This is a genomic window from Proteocatella sphenisci DSM 23131 (genome assembly GCF_000423525.1).
Lineage (GTDB): Bacteria > Bacillota > Clostridia > Peptostreptococcales > Filifactoraceae > Proteocatella > Proteocatella sphenisci.
Genome location: NZ_AUID01000030.1, coordinates 1 through 19,438 on the forward strand (window position 1 = coordinate 1; position 19,438 = coordinate 19,438).

Here is a 19,438-nt window from a genome sequence, read left to right on the forward strand (position 1 = left end):
TATCTTTCTTGTAAGCTCTAGTTTTCATCTTTTCATGCATTTGAAGTTTTATGTATGAATCTATATTGTTGTTTTTAAGGTAAACTAAATTAGGTTCACTGGAATAACCACTATCTGCAGTCACTTCCTGCGGAAAACTATTAAAATAAGCTTTATGTTTTTCAAGTACAGGAATAAGTGTATTGTAATCCGTTCGGTCATTACTGATGTAAGTATGAATGACAAAGTAATTTTCAACTGCAAGTTGAACGTTGTATGCTGGTTTTAACTGTCCATTTTGCATGTGATCATCTTTCATACGCATAAATGTTGCTTCAATGTCTGTCTTTGAATAACTATTTCTATCCGTTCCCATAAGTTTGAAATGCTCCTTATATTTCAATAGTCTTGTTGAAGATTCTTCAAGGGATTCATAGAGTTTTTGAAGCTCGTTTTTTTTATTTCGTTTTCCATGAACAAATAGAATTTTTTCTGCGTTAGCAATGCGACTAAGGTTTGCTTGAAGCTCCATTAACTTCAATGGACATATATTTCCGATTTCAATGATTGAATTATTTGAAATTTTTTCTAAGTTTAAAGATTAAAATTAATAACCTGTTGTCCTTTTTCAAAAAATTGGTTATAATATTGTTTCATGAGTAGTTATATTATAAAATATAACGGGAAAAGATGGCAATATTATTTTGTCATTTTTTTTTGCTTTTTTTTTGCATTAAAAAAAGCGAACTAGTCGCTTTTTTCTTTGGGGGCTATTTCCCGACAGCCCCTTTCTATATAGATATATATTACTGATTAACTTTTTCTTTCAATCCTTTTCCCGCTTTAAATGCTGGAGCTTTTGAAGCTTTGATCGTTATAGTTTCCGTTGGATTCTTTGGGTTTCTACCTTCTCTGGCAGCTCTTTCTCTTGTTTCAAAAGAGCCAAATCCTACTAACTGCACTTTTTCACCTGCAACTAAAGCATCTTCTACGCATGACATAAATGCATTAAGTGCCGCTTCAGTTTCTTTTTTTGTCAATTCACATTTTACAGCCATATTTGCTACTAATTCAGCTTTGTTCATTAGATTACCTCCTGAAATTTAAGTATATAAAAGTTAATATTAGACCTACAACCTGAACAAAAAATCTGATTAGTCTTGTTTTTTGTTAAATAATTCAAATTGTAAGTATTTAAAAAGTTTAAACTCTGTCTTATAGTTTTATCAAAAAAACACTATAAAGTCAAGCCTTTTAAGCTATTTTATAAGTTTTTCTTCTTTTTTTATTCTTTCCCATATTACATTTACATCTTCTTTTGTAAAAGCTTGTTCTTGGCCAAATACATGAGGATGTCTTCGTATTATTTTTTCACTGATTCCACTTATTATATCATTGATGTCAAACAATTCTTCTTCTTTACCTATTTGAGCCTGAAGTACTATATGAAGAAGCAGATCCCCAAGTTCTTCTACTATATTATCAATATCATTATTATTGACTGCATTATTAAACTCATCTAATTCTTCATAGAACTGTGGTATAAGCGATTCTCGAGTTTGTTCCTTGTCCCATGGACAGCCGTTTTCACCTCTCAAAACCTCTATAGTTTCCACAAAATTTGACAAAGATTCATTTTTTGCAAGATAAGGAAAGGGTATAAAAACGCTGGTTAGATGGTCAAATTCAAATTCAGACCTGTCTAATTCGTAAAGTTTGACACTTGTTTTTTGCTCCAAACCTTTAATTCCAGCAGCTTTAAAAATAATAATCTCTGCATTTTCAGAAATAACTTCTAACAATTTTAGTTTAAGGTCTGAAGCTATAAGTCGGTTATGCACCTGTGTGAAAACAAGATTATTGTATAAACCTATTTTTTTTTCGTCAAAATCTAAGGCGTCTAGAAGAGTAAATCCTTCAGAAGGGTCAAAATTCAAAAATACAAACATATCATCCAAAAAACTTGTAGATGAGACTATTTCTATTTCTATTTTCTTTTCTTCACATAATTTCATAAGCATTTTTACCGACTTTTCTGCTACACATGGATGACCAGGCACAGCATAAACTACTTGATCTGATAAAGCTTTTTGAATCATGATTTCCGCTATCTCTTTATAGCAACTTTCAAAGTCATTAGATTTATCATAGATATAGTCAAATGATTTATATCCCATTCCTTCTGCAGTTAGATACTCAACCACAGGATGTTTTTCAGTTCTAAGATAAATATTATCAAAACTAGTCAGTATTTTGTAGGCTTTGAGACTTATGCTGGATATATCACCTGAACCTAGCCCAACAATAGTGATTTTCATGCTATTTTCTCACCGCGATTGCTTCAATCTCAACCAATACATCTTTAGGCAATCTGGCAACTTCAACACAAGATCTCGCAGGCGCTATTTCGCCAAAAAATGTCGCATACACTTCGTTCATGGCAGCAAAATTATTCATATCACTAATAAATACTGTGGTTTTAATTACATCATTCATTGTTAAACCAGCTTGTGCAAAAATAGCCTCTACATTGGTTAATGACGCCTTTGTCGCTGCTTTTATCTCCGTTTCCATTTCTCCAGTTTCCATATTTAATGGCAGCTGTCCTGATGTAAATACCAGATTTCCAATGTCCATCCCTTGTGAATATGGGCCAATTGCAGCCGGTGCCTTGCTTGTAACTACATTTTTCATGAATTACCTCCTATTTTTATATAATATCATTTATTTTACCACGAAAGCCCTAATATTACAACGTTTTATTAATTATTCCTGGTGTTTTGCAACTCTTGTATATATCTTTTTTCCTTTAATTTTTAAATTTGAACTTTCTTGTAAAATAAGATCTGCTTTATTGTTCAAAATATCAATTATTGTATATTCTTTTCCAACTTTTATAACACCTATGTCGTCGAATAACACACCATCTACGTTGCATAAAAGTCCAACGAAATCAGTAGTTCTAAGCTTTTTGTTTTTACCACCGCGAAAATATATTTTCGTAACATCAGCCTGTTTCTTCTCTCTGTTTATACGATTAGGATTCGCTATATTGTAAGACCTGAAATAAGTTCTCACATCATCATCAAACGAAGCATCATAGACTTTAAGTTCTGAATAATTCAACTTGGTCTCCTCTTTACTCATAAGATTTATATCCGAAGAAGAAATCAGTGTAATAGCTTTTCCAGTTTTGCCAGCCCTCGCTGTTCTGCCTATCCTATGAACATATTTTTCAGACTCAAAAGGAGCTTCATAATTGATAACTGTATCCACATCATCAATGTCAATTCCTCTGGCAGTTACGTTTGTAGATACCAGTATAGCTCTTTTATAGCTCTTGAAATCATTAATCGCCTTAACTCTTTCTTTTTGAGGCATATCCCCGTGAATCTTATATGATGTCTGTACATATTCTTTTAAACTGTTGTATATTTTATCGGTCATAGCTTGAGTATTGCAAAATATTATTGATTTGAAAGTATTTTCCTTAACTAAAATGTTTTTTATCAGTTCCATCCTTTTTTCAAAATCACTTTTCATTGAATCTACATATAAAGATCGATTCTTATCAGATACATAAAGAACAAATTGGTCTATTTCGGGTTCGGAATTTCTGTCTATATGTTGTGATTCAGTATCAGTAAGATAATTAAAAACATAAGCGTTATCCAAATATCTGTTTAAAATTTGTCCTACATTTTCCGGAATCGTTGCAGATACAAATATGTTTTGTCTTTCAAGGGGTAAAACTTCAATGATTGAATCAACTTTTTCAATAAATCCAGGCTTTGTCAACTCATCAAACTCATCCATAACAAAATATTTAACTTGACTCAAATCAATTGTCTCTTTGGATATATGGTCAAACAACCTTCCTACCGTAGCAACTATAACATGGCTTTTTTGTTTTAATAAAAGTCTTTCATTCTCATAGCTCTGTTTACCATAAATAACCTGCACACTAACTTTTTTATATCTTCCAATACTTTCAATTTCCTTGCCTACTTGTATTGCCAGTTCTCTTGTAGGAACAATGACCAGCGCCTGAGGAGCATTGATTTCCCACTTTATATTTTCACATATGGGGATACCAAAAGAAGCGGTTTTTCCTTTACCTGTAGCTTCAATAATCAAAACATCCCTGCCACTTAGAATTTCAGGAATCGTTGTTTCCTGAACGTAAGCCGGCTCCTTATAATCTATTTCTTCTAAGGCTTTTAAAACTTCATCGCTTAGATTAAAATCACTAAATTTCATAATTTACCCTTTCAAAATCACTAAATGTATAATATTTAATTATAGCATAATTTTCTCATTTTATACTGATATGAATTTATTTGCGTTGAATTATATTTATAAAAACGTTATAATGTATTGTTAATACTTCAAATTTATAAAAAGGATAATTTATGATTAATTTACCAACTATTTACTTGCGCGAAATGAAAACGCTCCTAAAAGATGAGTTTGATTCATTTTTGAATTCATACGATGAAGAGAGATTGTCAGGTTTTAGGATAAATGGGCTTAAAATCAATAAAGCAGAATTTGAAAGACTAATTAATTTCAATGCCCCTGAACTCCATATAAAAAATATTCCATGGTGTAATTCGGGTTACTATTATGATAATCAGTCTCGTCCGGCTAAACTCCCATATTACAACGCAGGACTTTTTTATATACAAGAGCCATCCGCTATGGCCCCTGTCGAATACCTTGACATAAAGGAAGGAATGAAGGTACTTGACCTGTGCAGCGCACCTGGAGGGAAAAGTACCCAGATAGCTACTAAATTAGGTAATTCAGGCCTTCTCGTAAGCAACGATATCTCTAATCACAGGATTAAAGCTGTCCTACGCAATATAGAAATGATGGGCATAACAAATGCACTGATCATGAATGATTCTCCCGAAAAAATAGCTGTAAAATTCAGCTCATACTTTGACAGGATATTGCTTGATGTCCCTTGCTCAGGAGAAGGAATGTTCAGAAAAGACCCCGACTTAATAAAAACATATGAATCTTCAAAAAAAGCCAACCCGCAAATGCAAAAAGACATACTAGGCAGCGCAGCATCTATGCTCAAAGCTGGTGGCCTTATAATGTACTCGACATGCACATTTAATATTGATGAAAATGAAAATCAGATTGTACAATTTTTAAAGGATAATCCTGATTTTAGAATTGAAAATATAGAAAAAGATTATGGCTTTACAAAAGGATTTGGGCTAGACCAAGCATGCAGATTGTTCCCTCACAAAGTAAACGCCGAAGGTCATTTCCTCTGCCTTATAAGAAAAGTTGGCGACTCTGTTACCAAGGATGCGCATCTTGATAAAAAATCTGCTGTAAAAGAAAAAAAACAAAACATCCCAGAGAAAAACAAACAAGTTCCAAAAGATGAGCTTCCAGATCAATATCTGGAATTTGAAAAAGAAAATCTTAACATATCACTCCAAGGTATGTTTACAGTTGAAAACAACAGAATATACAAAGAGCTGGATATCGGAGTAAATCTTAGAGGACTTAAAATCATTAGAAACGGACTTTATCTGGGCGAATTCAAGAATTCCTCTTTCATGCCAAGTTCTGCATTTATAATGTCTTTAAAAAAAGAAGATTTTAAAAACTGTATAGATTTTAATGTTAATGATGAAAATTTGATTAAATATCTCAAATGTGAGACAATATTTACAGATACAAAGGACGGTTTTGTGATAATTTGTGTAGATGGATTTCCTCTTGGCTATGGAAAAGTCAAAAACGGAACCCTTAAAAATTATTATAATAAAAACTGGAGACTTTTATAAAACTAATTATATATGAATCGGAGTGTTGATATGCCAAAAATGAGATTAGATAAATTGCTTGCAAATATGGGATTTGGATCCAGAAGAGAGATAAAAGCAGATGTAAAGCTTGGAAAAATAACAATCAATGATATTACTGCTCGAGATGCCTCTGTTGTAATAAATACAGAAGTCGACAAAGTTCAATATTTGGACGAACTGGTAGAGTATAAAGAGTTTATATATATCATGATGAACAAACCAGAAGATGTGATATCTGCTACAGTAGATAAACATGATCAAACTGTAATAGACCTGCTTCCACAAAAATATGCCGCTCTTAGTCCTTTTCCAGTAGGAAGATTAGATAAGGATACACAAGGTCTGCTTATAATTACAAACAACGGTAAAATGGCTCATAATATGTTATCTCCAAAGAAGCACGTAGAAAAACTTTATTACGCAATAGTTGAAGGCGATAAACTCAATGCAAATGATATTACCGCTTTCAAAAAAGGTATTTTCTTAGAAGATGATCAGTACAAATGCCTTCCTGCTAACCTAAGTATAATTGAAGCAAATGACAAGGAGTCAAAATGTGAACTGATTATAGAAGAAGGCAAATACCATCAAGTAAAAAGAATGTTTGAAGCTTCAGGGCGAAAAGTGACATTTCTTAAAAGAATGAGTATGGGTCCTATTGTACTTGATAAAAATTTAGACCTTGGAGAATTTCGCGAACTTAATGCAGGCGAAATGGCCTTACTAGAGCAATATCTTTAAACAATAATATATAATTATAAAAGAGAGGAGATTGTTGCGTAATTTATTATGCAGCTGTTAAATAATGAAAAAAAGAGAAATATTAGAACTAACTGTAGATAAATTAAACTTTGGAGGCGAAGGTATTTCTTATGTAGAAGACAAGAAAGTCGTATACAAAAATGGAATTCCCGGACAAAAAGTCAAAGTCTTAGTTAAAAAGATAAGAAAAAATAAAATTGATGGAAAAATACTTGAAACAATATCCCTTTCGCCACTTGAGACCGAACCCACTTGCGATCATTATAAGGTTTGTGGAGGGTGTTCACTTCTGTCTGTATCATATGATAATCAGATAAGCATAAAGAAAAATCAAATAATAGATATGTTCACAGAGTCTGACTATAGTGAATTTGCCAATATGCCCATGATTCCCAGCCCAATACATCTTGAATATAAGAACAAGATGGAGTTTACATTTGGAAATGAAGAAAAAGATGCCCCGCTTGCGCTTGGAATGCATATGACAAACCGTAGCAACAGCATCGTATATGTAAAAACGTGCAAGATAGTTGATGAAGATTACAGAAAAATCCTAATAGCAACATGTGAATATTTCAAAAAACACGATCTGCCTTTTTATAGAGTATTGAGCCACGCCGGGTATTTGAGACATCTGGTTGTAAGAAAAGGACAAAACACAGGAGAGATCCTGGTAAACCTCGTGACTACTTCTCAAATCGAGTTTAATATGGATGAGTATGTCAGTATATTAAATAACCTGGATTTAGATGGAGATATAGTTGGTATCCTCCATACTATAAACGATTCTTATTCAGATGCCGTAATATGTGACAGCCAAAAAATACTATCAGGCCGCGATTATTTTTACGATGAACTGCTGGGTTTGAAATTCAAAATTTCTCCATTTTCATTCTTCCAGACTAATACAAAATGTGCCGAGGTATTATATAGCCTTACAAAAAAAATGTTAGGTGATAAAAAAGACAAAATAGTCTATGATCTATACAGCGGTACCGGCACTATAGGAATCCTTATATCCGAAAATGCAAAAAAAGTATACGGCGTAGAACTAATTGAAGAAGCCGTAGCAATGGCAAAAGAAAACTGCATAATAAATAATATAAATAATGCTTATTATATAGCAGGAGACGTAGCTAAGGAAGTATCTAAATTAGAAGAAAAACCAGACGTTATAATAATAGATCCACCAAGAAGCGGGGTTCATCCTAAGGCAATGAGAGACATTATAGCCTTTAACTCTAAAGAAATAATTTATGTTTCATGCAATCCTAAGGCTCTTGTAGAAGATCTCCACAGGCTAAAAGAGAGTGATTACAAAGTAATAGAAGTAACAAGCGTTGACCAGTTCCCCAATACCCCACATGCAGAATGCATCGTGCATTTGGAAAAAATCTAAAATACAAATACACAAAAAAAATCCCCACAAAAACTGCGGGGATTTTTTTATACTTATTTCCACTCGATTGTAGAAATCATAGCTTTATGTTCAGCTTCTTCTTCGATTGTAAATGGGATAGATTTAAAATTCAAAAAAGATATTATCTTGTCCCCCTTTTGTATTCTATGATATATCATATACATTCCAGTGGACGTGTCGTTAACTAGCACTCCATAAAATTTGCCCTTACCCCCGAGATCAATGTTGTCCATTCTTAATACTTCCATCTCAGTGGACATATGAATCTCTTCTTCTATCATTTCTTCGCCCAGTGTCACTCCAGGCATTACAAATTCACTGATGTTTAAGACCTCTCCATCTCTTGTATAAGAATATACATAGCCTTCTGGATCATCAGACTTTGTAACATCTCCTTTTTCGTACCCCTTTTGCAACTGTATTTCATAATCCTTGTCATTACTTACAAATTTAACACCCTTATCATCGCTACTGCATCCAGTTGCCGAAACAAGCATCACTAATGCCAATACAAAAATTCTTCTTGCCTTTAATCCAATTTGCATACCCTACTCCTTCGTGTTATTTAAAATATGATTTAGTAGAACAAGTATATCAGAATTGTCTAATATTTTCCATTATTATTATTTATGAACACCTCCTTACAATAACGTCCATTTCCTTTTTGCAATATCAACGACCCCATAATTCATTTATTTCATATTCGTCTTTATTTTTACGTTATTTTTAATAGCCGAAAGCACTGAATAAGCTTGTTTGTTTAACATTTGTATATATTCTTGTTTTCTTGATTATGAATTATTGTAAAAATAAATTGCAAAAAGCTATTGACGTTTTTTAAAAAAAGTATTATCATGACTACAGAATAAAAAAACAGGAGGACATAAATATGGGATTTATATTAGTAGATACAACATTAAGAGATGGGGAACAAACAGCGGGCGTAGTATTTGCAAATCAAGAAAAACTAAATATAGCAAGAATGCTGGATGAAGTCGGCGTAGAACAAATTGAAGCAGGCATACCCGTTATGGGGGGCGATGAAAAAGATATAATTAAAAAAATTGTTAAAAGTAATTTAAAAGCCAGTATAATGGGATGGAACAGAGCTGTCATAAAAGACATCCAGGCTTCAATCGACTGCGGTGTAGATGCTGTCGCAATTTCCATCTCAACATCAGATATCCATATTAAAGACAAACTCAAATCCACAAGAGAAAGAGTACTTGATCAGATGATAACTGCCGTTGAGTATGCAAAAAAAGAAGGACTCTATATTTCAGTGAATGCAGAGGACGCTTCAAGAACTGATGATGATTTTTTATTTGAATTTATAAAGCAAGCAACTTCTGCTGGAGCAGACAGAATAAGATACTGCGATACTATAGGTATACTAAATCCTATCAGAACATACAACACCATAAAATCGATACGAGATACTTTTGGGGTAGATGTAGAAATGCATACACATAACGATCTTGGTATGGCTACTGCCAATGCTATCGCTGGAGTTATGGCCGGAGCAACTCATTTAGGAGTAACTGTAAACGGCTTAGGCGAAAGAGCTGGAAATGCATCACTCGAAGAAACAATAATGGCGGCAATATGTTCACTGGATCAGACCGGTCGTTATGATCTTTCAAAATTAAAACCTTTATGCGAATATGTTTCAACCGCATCAGGAAGAAAACTTTCTCCATGGAAAGCAGTTGTAGGAGATAATATATTTTCTCATGAATCAGGTATCCATGCAGATGGCGCCATAAAAAATCCTAAAACATACGAACTGTATTCCCCTGAAGATATAGGGCTTTTTAGAAAATTAATCGTAGGCAAACACTCTGGAACTGCAGGGATCAAAAACAAGCTTTATCAATTAGGTATAAACATGGAGGATGAACTGGGCGCGCTTATCTTAGAAAGAGTAAGATCTCATTCAATAGAACTAAAGCGCTCTCTCAACGACATGGAACTACTTATCATATATTCAGATTTAAAAAACAGCGAGGTCTGCTACGCGTAAATTCACTATAATATTGACGGAGGATAAATATGGGAAAATCTCTAACATTAAAAATAATCGAAAAAAAAATCATATCAGGAGATTTATCTCCGACAAATGAAATTGCTATAAAAATAGACCAGACCTTGACTCAGGATTCAACTGGCACCATGGCTTATCTTCAGCTTATGCGTATAAATCCTTCTGAGATTAAAGTAAAAAATGCTCTTGCATACGTTGATCACAATATGCTTCAGACCGGGTTTGAAAACATGGATGATCACGAATTCATCAGATCTATATGTAAAAAATATGGAATAACGTATTCCAAACCCGGCAACGGCGTATGTCATCAACTCCATTTAGAAAATTTTTCAAAACCAGGAGAAACGTTACTGGGTTCTGACAGCCATACACCAACTTGTGGAGCAATGGGAATGATTGCTATAGGTGCAGGGGGACTAGACATAGCTACTGCCCTTTCTACAGGAAAATACTATTTCAAGGCTCCACACATTTTGAATATAAAACTTGAAGGTGAATTAATTCCACCAGCTTCAGCAAAAGATGTTATACTTTTCATTCTAAAAGAATACGGAGTTAAAGGCGGCATAGGAAAGATAATTGAATATACAGGTTCTGGAGCATCTTCCTTGTCACTTACACAAAGAGCAACCATATGCAATATGGGAGCCGAACTCGGAGCTACTACTTCTATTTTCGAGACAGATGAAAAAACTTATGAATATCTGGACTTTCAGGGAAGATCGGAAGATTTTATAAAACTTAAAGCAGATGTAGATGCTAAGTATGATCAATTTATCAGTGTTGATCTAAGTTCTATAAAACCAATGATTGCAAAACCTCATAATCCTGATAATGTTTATGAGATAGCAAATATTAATGGCATTAAAGTTAATCAGGTAGCAATAGGAAGCTGTACAAACTCTTCTTACGAAGACTTGACAAAGGCTGCCGCAATTCTTAAAAACAAAAAAGTTTCCGAACATGTCAGTCTTGTGATCGCACCTGGTTCAAGCAGCATACTCTCAATGCTCGCAAAAAATGGAGCCCTTTGTGATCTGATTGATGCCGGAGCCAGAATACTTGAATGCGGCTGCGGTCCTTGCATAGGCATGGGACAGGCTCCAAATACAAATGGAGTTTCTCTTAGAACTTTTAACAGAAACTTTAAAGGAAGAAGCGGGACAGATTCAGCTGATATATATCTTGTAAGCCCCGAAGTTGCAGCTGCCAGTGCTTTAAAAGGGTACATTACAAAAGATGTCCCAGTTTTTGACATCGGCATATATAAAAAACCTTCTCTAGCTATGCAAAATAGCGGATTTTTTATAAGAAACATTGCGGATAAAAACCAGAAAATAATTATTGGTCCAAATATTAAAGAACTTCCTGTTCAAAGCATCCCAAATGAAAACCTTGAATTTAATACAGTCTTTATCGGCGGTGACAATATTTCAACTGATGATATAACTCCATCAGACTCTAAGATGCTCCCTTTTAGATCAAATATAGAGTATCTATCTAGTTTTTGTCTTACCCGCATTGATGAAGATTTTCCCAAAAGAGCCAAGAACAACAATCCTGGCCTAATAGTTGCAGGAGAAAACTACGGTCAGGGTTCAAGCAGAGAACACGCAGCGCTTACCCCCGCATTTTTGGGAATAAAGGCCGTACTTGTAAAATCATTTGCAAGAATTCATAAATCAAACCTTATAAATAATGGAATCATCCCACTTACTTTCGAAAACCCATCTGACTACGAGCACATTAAAATGTTAGATAAAATTAAGTTAAGCGACATTTCGATAAACATAGGAAGTAAAGATAGTTTTCAGATCACAATAAATGAAATTCCAACCAAAGTTAGACTTGAAATATCTCAAAGAGAAAGAGACATTCTTCTGCAAGGTGGGTTTTTAAACTATATTTCTATGAAAGGGGAAAATTATTGATGCAATATATAACAATAATAAACGGAGATGGAATTGGTCCAGAAGTTATGGATTCTGCAATTCGTATAATTGACGAACTTAAACTTCCCATAGTATGGGAAACTTTTGAGTCCGGTAAAAACTACTTTGAAAATACAGGTTTATTGCTTCAAGACGGTCTTCTCGAAAATATAAGAAAAAACAAAATACTGTTAAAGGGCCCAACTGAAACTCCTATAGGCGGTGGATTCAAGAGCATTAATGTACTTTTAAGAAAAGAATTCGATGCCTATGCAAATATCAGACCTGTAAAATCACTTGCAGGCATAAAGACAAAGTATGATAATATAGACATTGTAGTAGTAAGAGAAAATACAGAAGATTTATACTCTGGCATAGAATATATGGTAACTAAAAACATAGCACAAAGTGTAAAAGTAATAACAAGAGAAGCAAGTGAAAAAATATGCAGATATGCATTCGAATTTGCGCGAAATAATGGCAGAAAAAAAGTTACCGTTGTTCATAAAGCTAATATAATGAAGATGACAGACGGGCTTTTTTTAGATACCTACAGACAAATATCCAAACTTTATCCAGATATAGCACCTGATGAAAAAATTGTAGATAACATGTGTATGCAACTTGTAGTTAATCCAAATCAATTCGATGTAATCGTTGCCCCAAACCTTTATGGAGATATAATCTCTGACTTATGTTCCGGGCTTGCAGGCGGTCTTGGGCTAGCCTCAAGCGCTAACATAGGAGATGATGTTAAAATATTTGAAGCTGTCCATGGGAGTGCCCCAGATATAGCCGGAATGAATATAAGCAACCCTTCTGCTTTGATACTTAGTTCCGCCATGATGCTTTCTGAAATTGGCTATAAAGATGAATCTACAAGAATAGTCAATGCTGTATTAAAAACTCTGGAGAACAAGGACTTTCACACAAGAGATCTTGGCGGTACTGCCGACAGAATAAAATTTACAAATAAAGTAATATCTCATCTATAACACAAAAAAACTCATCATTTATCCACTAAATTCCGGATAAATGATGAGTTTTTTAGTTTAATAATGTTTTTTTAATTCTTTAATCAAATCACTTTTTAAATCCCATAGTTCTTGAGAAAGGTCAACTTTAAAAGGTTCGGGATTCCCGATTCGCTTATACTGTGGCCAGAAGCAGTCTCTTTTAGCCTGTGATTCAGCTTTATACTGCATTACGCTTTTCTGTTCTCTTACAAGCTTTCCATCAATAAAAAGTGGCTTTAGCAATCTTTCTACATAATAATTTTCAAAAGTTTGAGTCTTCCACGTATAAGTTGGATGGAAGATAGTAAGAGGTTTGGTTTCGTCTATCTCTTCATGATCGAGTATAATAAGGTCAGCTCTAGCTGCATTATTATACTTATTATATATTCTTACCACTTGCTTATACCCTGGATTATTTATCTTTTCAGGTGATTCGGATATCTTTATCTTAGGAATTATCTCTCCATCTCTTTCTATGGCAGACAGTTTGTATACACCTCCAAGAGAAGGATTGTTGCTAGAAGTGATAAGCTTTGTCCCAACTCCCCATACATCAATCATGGCTTTTTGCTGCTTAAGATCCATTATAGAGTATTCATCAAGATCATTTGATGCTGTTATTTTCACATTTTCAAACCCATTTTCATCCAGCTTCTCTCTCACTTTTTTTGAAAGGTATTCTAAATCGCCAGAATCAAGTCTTACTCCCTGAGCTTCATATCCATCGGCTCTAAGTTCGTTAAATACTGCAATAGCATTAGGAAGCCCACTTTTGAGTGTGTTATAGGTATCTAACAAAAGCATAGTCTTTTCTGGATAGTTTTTTGCGTACGCACGAAAGGCTTCAATTTCAGAATCAAAGCGTTGAACCCAACTGTGAGAATGAGTCCCCATAATTGGAATACCGTACAGCTTGCCCGCAAGTACATTTGAAGTTCCTACACAGCCTCCTATCACTGCAGCTCTTGCCCCATAAAGACCTGCATCAGGCCCTTGAGCCCTTCTTAATCCAAATTCCATTACAGGATCTCCTTGAGCAACCTGACATATCCTCGATGCCTTAGTTGCGATAAGCGATTCAAAATTCACTATATTTAATATAGCAGTTTCTATTATCTGAGCTTCTATAGAATTTGCTTTGACCCTTATTATAGGCTCGTTTGGAAACATTATAGTTCCTTCTTCAACAGCATATATTTCTCCCGTGAATTTAAAATTTTGAAGATAATTCAAAAATCCTTCATCAAAAGTATTCATGCTTCTAAGATACTCTATATCGCTTTCTGTAAACTCAAGATTTTGAATGTATTCTACAACTTGATCAATACCACAAACTATAGTATACCCCCCGTCACTAGGGTTTTTTCTAAAGAAAACATCAAAGATTAATTTTTCTTTGTTAAGATCTTCTATATAATAAGCATTCGACATAGTTAGTTGATAAAAGTCAGTTAAAAGTGTTAAATTTTTCATTTCATGTCCCTTCTCATCTTCATAAGACAGTTAATATAATTTTCCATTAAATATGTATACTATCTCATATAAGAAAAATGCGTACCCATATAGAATACGCATTAGTACTTAATGCTGTGTATTATTATGCTTCGAGGTTTGTATATATATCTTGAACATCGTCGTCATCTTCAAGCATATCTATAAGTTTTTCCATGCTTTTTTCAAGGCTTTCATCTATTTTTGTATATGTCTGAGGAAGCATAGTCACTTCCGCTGAAAGCAATTCATATCCCGAACTTTCCAGGGTAGCCTTAACTTCATCAAAAGCAGTATACTCTGTAATTATTTCAAAGCCTTCGTCTTCAACTATAAAATCTTCAGCGCCTGCCTCCAAAGCAATTTCCATCAATATGTCTTCTTCCACAGAATCATTTTTTTCTATTAGTATAATTCCTTTTTTGTCAAACATAAAGCTTACGCATCCAGCAGTTCCCATATTTCCACCACTTTTGTCAAAGTAGAATCTTACATTCCCTGCTGTTCTATTTTTATTATCTGTAAGAGAGTTTACGATTACGGCTACACCACCGGGCCCATATCCCTCATAAGTTATATGTTCGTAGTTTTCAGAATCCGAACCGCCTACACCTTTTTTTATTGCCCTGTCTATATTATCATTAGGCATATTCATCGATTTTGCCTTTTCTACTGCAGTTTTCAAAGATGCGTTGTATTCTGGATCGCCCCCACCTTCTTTGGCTGCAACAGTTATTGATCTTGCATATTTAGTAAATACTTTTGCTCTCTTTGCATCTTGCTTGTTTTTCCTGTTTTCTATATTACCTATTCTACCCATTTGGGTACCTCCTAAAAATTGAGAATTTCAAAATAAATACTTTCACATTATACAGCATCTTTTTTAAAAATTCAACAACACTAACTATATGCCCATTCCAAATTCACGATTGACATCGAGCGCATTAACAAATTTCAGCTCTTCATATTTTTCTGCAAATCTATCAAGAGTGTACTGATTTGCAAACAACATAAGCGGCCTGTCAAAGTGATCATAGACAAGCATACTTCTTGAATTATGATATTTACTAAGATTCTCATTGTTATCTATCTTTATCCACCTTGCCACGCTATAGTCCAAAGGTTCTACTATGATATCTGAATTGTATTCATTTTTTAATCTATATTCAAACACTTCAAATTGAAGGGCCCCTACGGCTCCTAGAATTATTTCGTTATACTGCGTTTTGTAAACCTGAATAGCTCCTTCTTGAGCCAACTGATCTACCCCTTTATGAAAGTGCTTTGCTTTCATCGAATTCACAGGCATTACTCTTATAAATAATTCCGGAGGGAATGTAGGAAGTGGCTCAAAAAATATTTTTTCTTTTCCCGCTACCAGAGTATCTCCTATCTGATAATTTCCCGAATCATAAATTCCTATTACGTCTCCCGCATAGGCTTTGTCTATGGTTTCTCTGTCATTTGCCATAAGCTGAGTAGACTGAGATAATTTCATCTTTTTGCCAGTTCTTGAAAGAGTTACTTCCATACCTCTTTCAAATACTCCAGAACAAATTCTCAAAAATGCTATTCTATCCCTATGAGCCTGGTTCATATTTGCCTGTATCTTGAATATAAATCCAGTAAAAGTATCACCATATGGAGATACCTCTCCATCTGTTGTTTTTCTTACACTTGGGCCAGGAGCCATATCTAAGAAATGATTTAAAAAAGTAGTTACGCCAAAATCTGCAAGCGCCGTACCAAAAAATACCGGTGTAAGATTGCCTTCTCTTATAAGCTTAAGATCGAATTCATTTCCTGCACCACTTAGCAGCTCCATATTATCTCTTAGTTCCCTTAAATTATCAGGGTGCAACAATCCTTCTAACTCACTTCCAAATACACCAGCTTCACTTAGTTTTATAATTTCTTTTTTTCTGTATAATTGAACTTCATTTTCAAGGATATCATATATTCCCTCAAATTGAAGACCGCTTCCGATTGGCCATGTAGTAGCCGTTGCATTCATACCCAGTACAGTTTCTAACTCTTCTATAAGTTCTAAAGGATCTTTGGCCTGTCTGTCCAGTTTATTAATAAATGTAAATATAGGAATTCCCCTCAATTTACATACTTGAAACAGTTTTTTAGTCTGCATCTCGATACCTTTTGCTGCATCTATCACCATAACCGCGCTGTCTACAGATGTAAGTACCCTGTAAGTATCTTCACCAAAGTCATTGTGACCCGGTGTATCCATTATTGAGATAACTTTTCCATCATATTCAAACTGCATAACTGATGACGTTACAGAAATCCCTCTTTTTTTCTCTATTTCCATCCAGTCGGATTTTGCATATTTTGTATTTTTTTGAGCACTAACGGTACCTGCTTCTCTTATCGCTCCTCCGTGAAGTAAAAGTTTCTCAGTCAGAGTTGTTTTACCTGCATCGGGATGCGAAATAATACCGAAAATTCTTCGTCTGTCTATTTCATTCGCCAATTCTAAATTACTCATTAATTGTTTTCCTTTCAGATTTAATCATACTATTCTATTCTACTATAATTCCACCATTGGTGATAGATTTATTTCATTTTTTCAAAAAAAAAAAATTTTTTGTTAAAATTATAGTATAATATTAGTGGCTATTGACAATTATAATTTACAATCATCATCAAAATTTACAAGAAAGAAGTGAAAAAAATGAACAATAGTTTGAAACCAAAGTTTTTTACCACAATCAAAAATTATTCTAAAGAACAGTTCATGACCGACCTAACTGCAGGAATAATAGTAGCAATAATTGCTTTACCACTTTCTATTGCCTTAGCTATAGCATCTGGGGTAACACCAGAAAAAGGTTTGCACACCGCTATAATAGCAGGATTCTTAATATCTTTACTGGGTGGCAGCCGAGTACAAATAGGTGGTCCGACAGGGGCTTTTATGGTAATAGTCTATGGTATCGTAACAAAATTCGGTGTAAATGGATTAATCATTTCAACAATTATGGCTGGAATGATTATGATTTTAATGGGTCTTATGAAACTGGGGAACGCCATTAAATACATTCCTTATCCTATCACCACAGGTTTTACAAGCGGTATAGCTCTTACGATTTTTTCTTCGCAGATAAACGATTTTTTAGGACTGGGAATAGAAAGTATACCTCCAGAGTTTATCGGTAAATGGTCTTTATATATGCAAGCTATATCTAAAATAGATTTCAGCACAACCCTTATAGGAACAACAGCTCTGCTAATAATTATCTTATGGCCTAAAATAAATAAAAAAATCCCAGGCGCTCTTATAGCTCTTATAGTTACCTCGGTTATGGTAAGTGTATTTAATATGGATGTAGCCACCATAGGTTCAAAATTCGGTGAGCTTTCTTCAAAACTTCCTGTTATGAGCATACCACACTTGGATATAAATCAAATTAAACTCTTGATCCCATCCGCGTTCACTATTGCTATACTTGGTTCAATTGAATCACTTTTGTCAGCAGTTGTATCAGACGGAATGATTGGCGGCAAGCATAGATCCAACATGGAGCTCATTGCTCAGGGAGTTGCAAATATAGCCTCTGGTTTGTTCGGTGGAATCCCCGCAACAGGTGCGATTGCAAGAACAGTTGCCAATATCAAAAATGGCGGTCGTACTCCGGTAGCTGGAATGGTTCACGCGTTAACTCTCCTTCTTATAATGCTGCTATTTATGCCACTTGCTAAAATGGTTCCACTTGCCTCACTTGCTGCAGTACTTATTATAGTCGCTTACAATATGAGTGAATGGAGAGAATTTACTGCTTTATTTAAAGCACCTAAGAGCGATATAATTGTCTTACTTGTTACATTTGTAATAACCGTTCTTGTAGATCTTGTAGTAGCAATAGAAATTGGTATGGTACTCGCCGCATTCTTGTTTATGAAAAGAATGGCTGATGTAGCCGATGTACAGATTGCTGATTTTGATGCAGGTGAAGAGACTGACAATGACCTTAATGAAATTTTGCCTTATTACGACAACAGCAAATTTAACAACCTTAAAGGAATACAGGTATATAAAATAAATGGGCCTTTCTTCTTTGGGGCCACAGATAAATTTTTAGATGCAGTTAATGAGCTCGGTTACAAGACCAATCACCTTATAATTGATATGCAAAGTGTTCCTGCAATAGATGCAAGTGCTCTCCACGCATTTAACAGACTTATCAAAACTTGCAAAAAAAGAAACATAGTAATCCTCATAAGTGGCATTAATCAACAGCCCTTAAACTCACTGAAAAAATCGGATTTTCACAAGATGATAGGTGGGCCTGATCACTTCTTTGATAGAACTGAAGATGCTCTTAATTATCTTTCCAAAAAATAACCAGATTCAGGACATCCTATATAAAACATAAATCGCACTATAAATGCAGATACATAATCTGGCATTGACAGCGCGATTTTTTATATTTATTTATATTAGGCCAATTGTATAATCAAGTTGAACTAGTTTGAAAATTTGTATAAAAAAACCCATAGTGATCATTTCTGTGTTACGATAATTTCACCACAAAACATCGTCAGAAAGGATAATCACTATGGACTATACTAACTATAACACAGATTTTCGCAAGCATAAACACTTAAATGACTTCGAACGACATTCGATACAAATTCGACTTACAGAGGGCTGGTCTCCTTACAAAATTGCAAAATCGCTCGATAGAGCTCAAAATACAATCCTCAATGAAATACGTAAAGGGACTGTATCACAGTTAAAACACGGCAAAAAAATTGAACTGTATTTTTCAGATGCTGGTAAATCTATATACGAAAAAAATAGAAGGAATTGTGGACCAAAATTCCGACGTCTAATATGCAGTGATTTCATTGATTATGTCTGCGAAAAAATCAAAAATGATTCTTGGTCTGTTGACGCTTGTGTTGGTGAAGCTAAGTTAAATTCGAAGTTTCATAGGTCT

General features: G+C 34.3%; 17 protein-coding genes. 8 read left to right on the forward strand and 9 right to left on the reverse strand.

From position 1 onward, the window contains the following. The 5 genes from G558_RS0110220 to G558_RS0110240 form a co-directional block, all read right to left on the reverse strand. The coding region (locus tag G558_RS0110220) for a transposase (protein ID WP_330363852.1) at window positions 1-511 on the reverse strand (511 nt) is incomplete at its 3' end. 274 nt (window positions 512-785) lie between these two features. Then, entirely contained in the window at window positions 786-1,064 is a 279-nt protein-coding gene (locus G558_RS0110225; RefSeq protein ID WP_028830086.1) for an HU family DNA-binding protein, read from the reverse strand. A 174-nt stretch (window positions 1,065-1,238) separates the two neighbouring features. Beyond that, window positions 1,239-2,297, reverse strand: a complete 1,059-nt coding sequence (locus tag G558_RS13030; protein ID WP_036931908.1) for a MazG nucleotide pyrophosphohydrolase domain-containing protein — start codon at window positions 2,295-2,297, stop codon at window positions 1,239-1,241. Window position 2,298: 1 nt separating this feature from the next. After that, on the reverse strand, window positions 2,299-2,673 hold the full coding sequence (locus G558_RS0110235; protein WP_028830087.1) for a RidA family protein: 375 nt from the start codon (window positions 2,671-2,673) through the stop codon (window positions 2,299-2,301). A gap of 72 nt (window positions 2,674-2,745) precedes the next feature. Further along, a complete protein-coding gene (locus G558_RS0110240) occupies window positions 2,746-4,239 on the reverse strand; it encodes a DEAD/DEAH box helicase (protein WP_028830088.1) in 1,494 nt (497 codons plus the stop codon). Between the two features lie 152 nt (window positions 4,240-4,391). Between G558_RS0110240 and G558_RS0110245 the strand changes: the two genes are divergently transcribed. From G558_RS0110245 to rlmD, 3 genes are all read left to right on the forward strand, one after another. After that, a complete protein-coding gene (locus tag G558_RS0110245) occupies window positions 4,392-5,792 on the forward strand; it encodes an RsmF rRNA methyltransferase first C-terminal domain-containing protein (protein ID WP_036931909.1) in 1,401 nt (466 codons plus the stop codon). A 30-nt stretch (window positions 5,793-5,822) separates the two neighbouring features. Then, window positions 5,823-6,554: a pseudouridine synthase gene (locus G558_RS0110250; RefSeq protein ID WP_028830090.1), complete on the forward strand. Its 732-nt coding sequence runs from the start codon at window positions 5,823-5,825 to the stop codon at window positions 6,552-6,554. 64 nt (window positions 6,555-6,618) lie between these two features. Then, entirely contained in the window at window positions 6,619-7,974 is a 1,356-nt protein-coding gene (gene rlmD, locus G558_RS0110255; RefSeq protein ID WP_028830091.1) for a 23S rRNA (uracil(1939)-C(5))-methyltransferase RlmD, read from the forward strand. Between the two features lie 53 nt (window positions 7,975-8,027). Here the strand turns inward: rlmD and G558_RS0110260 are convergent, their stop codons facing one another. Beyond that, window positions 8,028-8,540: a hypothetical protein gene (locus G558_RS0110260; protein WP_028830092.1), complete on the reverse strand. Its 513-nt coding sequence runs from the start codon at window positions 8,538-8,540 to the stop codon at window positions 8,028-8,030. A 344-nt stretch (window positions 8,541-8,884) separates the two neighbouring features. Here G558_RS0110260 and nifV point away from each other — a divergent pair, with 344 nt between their 5' ends. Genes nifV through G558_RS0110275 form a run of 3 tightly spaced genes read left to right on the forward strand, consistent with a single transcriptional unit; the run spans window position 8,885 to window position 12,968 of the window. Then, complete coding sequence (gene nifV, locus G558_RS0110265; protein WP_036931910.1) at window positions 8,885-10,018, forward strand: homocitrate synthase; 1,134 nt, start codon at window positions 8,885-8,887, stop codon at window positions 10,016-10,018. A gap of 29 nt (window positions 10,019-10,047) precedes the next feature. Further along, window positions 10,048-11,973, forward strand: a complete 1,926-nt coding sequence (locus G558_RS0110270; protein WP_028830094.1) for an aconitate hydratase — start codon at window positions 10,048-10,050, stop codon at window positions 11,971-11,973. Next, on the forward strand, window positions 11,973-12,968 hold the full coding sequence (locus G558_RS0110275; RefSeq protein WP_028830095.1) for an isocitrate/isopropylmalate dehydrogenase family protein: 996 nt from the start codon (window positions 11,973-11,975) through the stop codon (window positions 12,966-12,968). Before G558_RS0110270 ends, G558_RS0110275 begins: the two co-directional genes overlap by 1 nt. Before the next feature lie 57 nt (window positions 12,969-13,025). Here G558_RS0110275 and G558_RS0110280 read toward each other — a convergent pair whose 3' ends face one another. From G558_RS0110280 to G558_RS0110290, 3 genes are all read right to left on the reverse strand, one after another. After that, entirely contained in the window at window positions 13,026-14,462 is a 1,437-nt protein-coding gene (locus G558_RS0110280; RefSeq protein ID WP_028830096.1) for a nicotinate phosphoribosyltransferase, read from the reverse strand. Window positions 14,463-14,586: 124 nt separating this feature from the next. After that, entirely contained in the window at window positions 14,587-15,300 is a 714-nt protein-coding gene (locus G558_RS0110285; protein WP_028830097.1) for a YebC/PmpR family DNA-binding transcriptional regulator, read from the reverse strand. An 84-nt stretch (window positions 15,301-15,384) separates the two neighbouring features. Beyond that, complete coding sequence (locus tag G558_RS0110290) at window positions 15,385-16,983, reverse strand: peptide chain release factor 3 (RefSeq protein ID WP_028830098.1); 1,599 nt, start codon at window positions 16,981-16,983, stop codon at window positions 15,385-15,387. A gap of 186 nt (window positions 16,984-17,169) precedes the next feature. On the opposite strand from G558_RS0110290, the gene G558_RS13035 reads away from it, so the two are divergent. Both G558_RS13035 and G558_RS0110300 read left to right on the forward strand, forming a co-directional pair. Beyond that, window positions 17,170-18,840 carry a SulP family inorganic anion transporter gene (locus tag G558_RS13035; RefSeq protein ID WP_051188643.1) on the forward strand — a complete coding sequence of 557 codons (1,671 nt, stop codon included), beginning with the start codon at window positions 17,170-17,172 and terminating at the stop codon, window positions 18,838-18,840. Window positions 18,841-19,054: 214 nt separating this feature from the next. Beyond that, the coding region (locus G558_RS0110300; RefSeq protein ID WP_028830045.1) for a helix-turn-helix domain-containing protein at window positions 19,055-19,438 on the forward strand (384 nt) is incomplete at its 3' end.

Bases quoted from the DNA above. Each gene is read 5' to 3' on its own strand.
- G558_RS13030 (WP_036931908.1), bottom strand. From the start codon at position 2,297: ATGAAAATCACTATTGTTGGGCTAGGTTCAGGTGATATATCCAGCATA.
- nifV (WP_036931910.1), top strand. From the start codon at position 8,885: ATGGGATTTATATTAGTAGATACAACATTAAGAGATGGGGAACAAACA.
- G558_RS0110285 (WP_028830097.1), bottom strand. From the start codon at position 15,300: ATGGGTAGAATAGGTAATATAGAAAACAGGAAAAACAAGCAAGATGCA.
- G558_RS0110280 (WP_028830096.1), bottom strand. From the start codon at position 14,462: ATGAAAAATTTAACACTTTTAACTGACTTTTATCAACTAACTATGTCG.
- G558_RS0110235 (WP_028830087.1), bottom strand. From the start codon at position 2,673: ATGAAAAATGTAGTTACAAGCAAGGCACCGGCTGCAATTGGCCCATAT.
- G558_RS0110245 (WP_036931909.1), top strand. From the start codon at position 4,392: ATGATTAATTTACCAACTATTTACTTGCGCGAAATGAAAACGCTCCTA.
- rlmD (WP_028830091.1), top strand. From the start codon at position 6,619: ATGAAAAAAAGAGAAATATTAGAACTAACTGTAGATAAATTAAACTTT.
- G558_RS0110225 (WP_028830086.1), bottom strand. From the start codon at position 1,064: ATGAACAAAGCTGAATTAGTAGCAAATATGGCTGTAAAATGTGAATTG.
- G558_RS0110240 (WP_028830088.1), bottom strand. From the start codon at position 4,239: ATGAAATTTAGTGATTTTAATCTAAGCGATGAAGTTTTAAAAGCCTTA.
- G558_RS0110275 (WP_028830095.1), top strand. From the start codon at position 11,973: ATGCAATATATAACAATAATAAACGGAGATGGAATTGGTCCAGAAGTT.
- G558_RS0110290 (WP_028830098.1), bottom strand. From the start codon at position 16,983: ATGAGTAATTTAGAATTGGCGAATGAAATAGACAGACGAAGAATTTTC.
- G558_RS0110250 (WP_028830090.1), top strand. From the start codon at position 5,823: ATGCCAAAAATGAGATTAGATAAATTGCTTGCAAATATGGGATTTGGA.
- G558_RS13035 (WP_051188643.1), top strand. From the start codon at position 17,170: ATGAACAATAGTTTGAAACCAAAGTTTTTTACCACAATCAAAAATTAT.
- G558_RS0110260 (WP_028830092.1), bottom strand. From the start codon at position 8,540: ATGCAAATTGGATTAAAGGCAAGAAGAATTTTTGTATTGGCATTAGTG.
- G558_RS0110270 (WP_028830094.1), top strand. From the start codon at position 10,048: ATGGGAAAATCTCTAACATTAAAAATAATCGAAAAAAAAATCATATCA.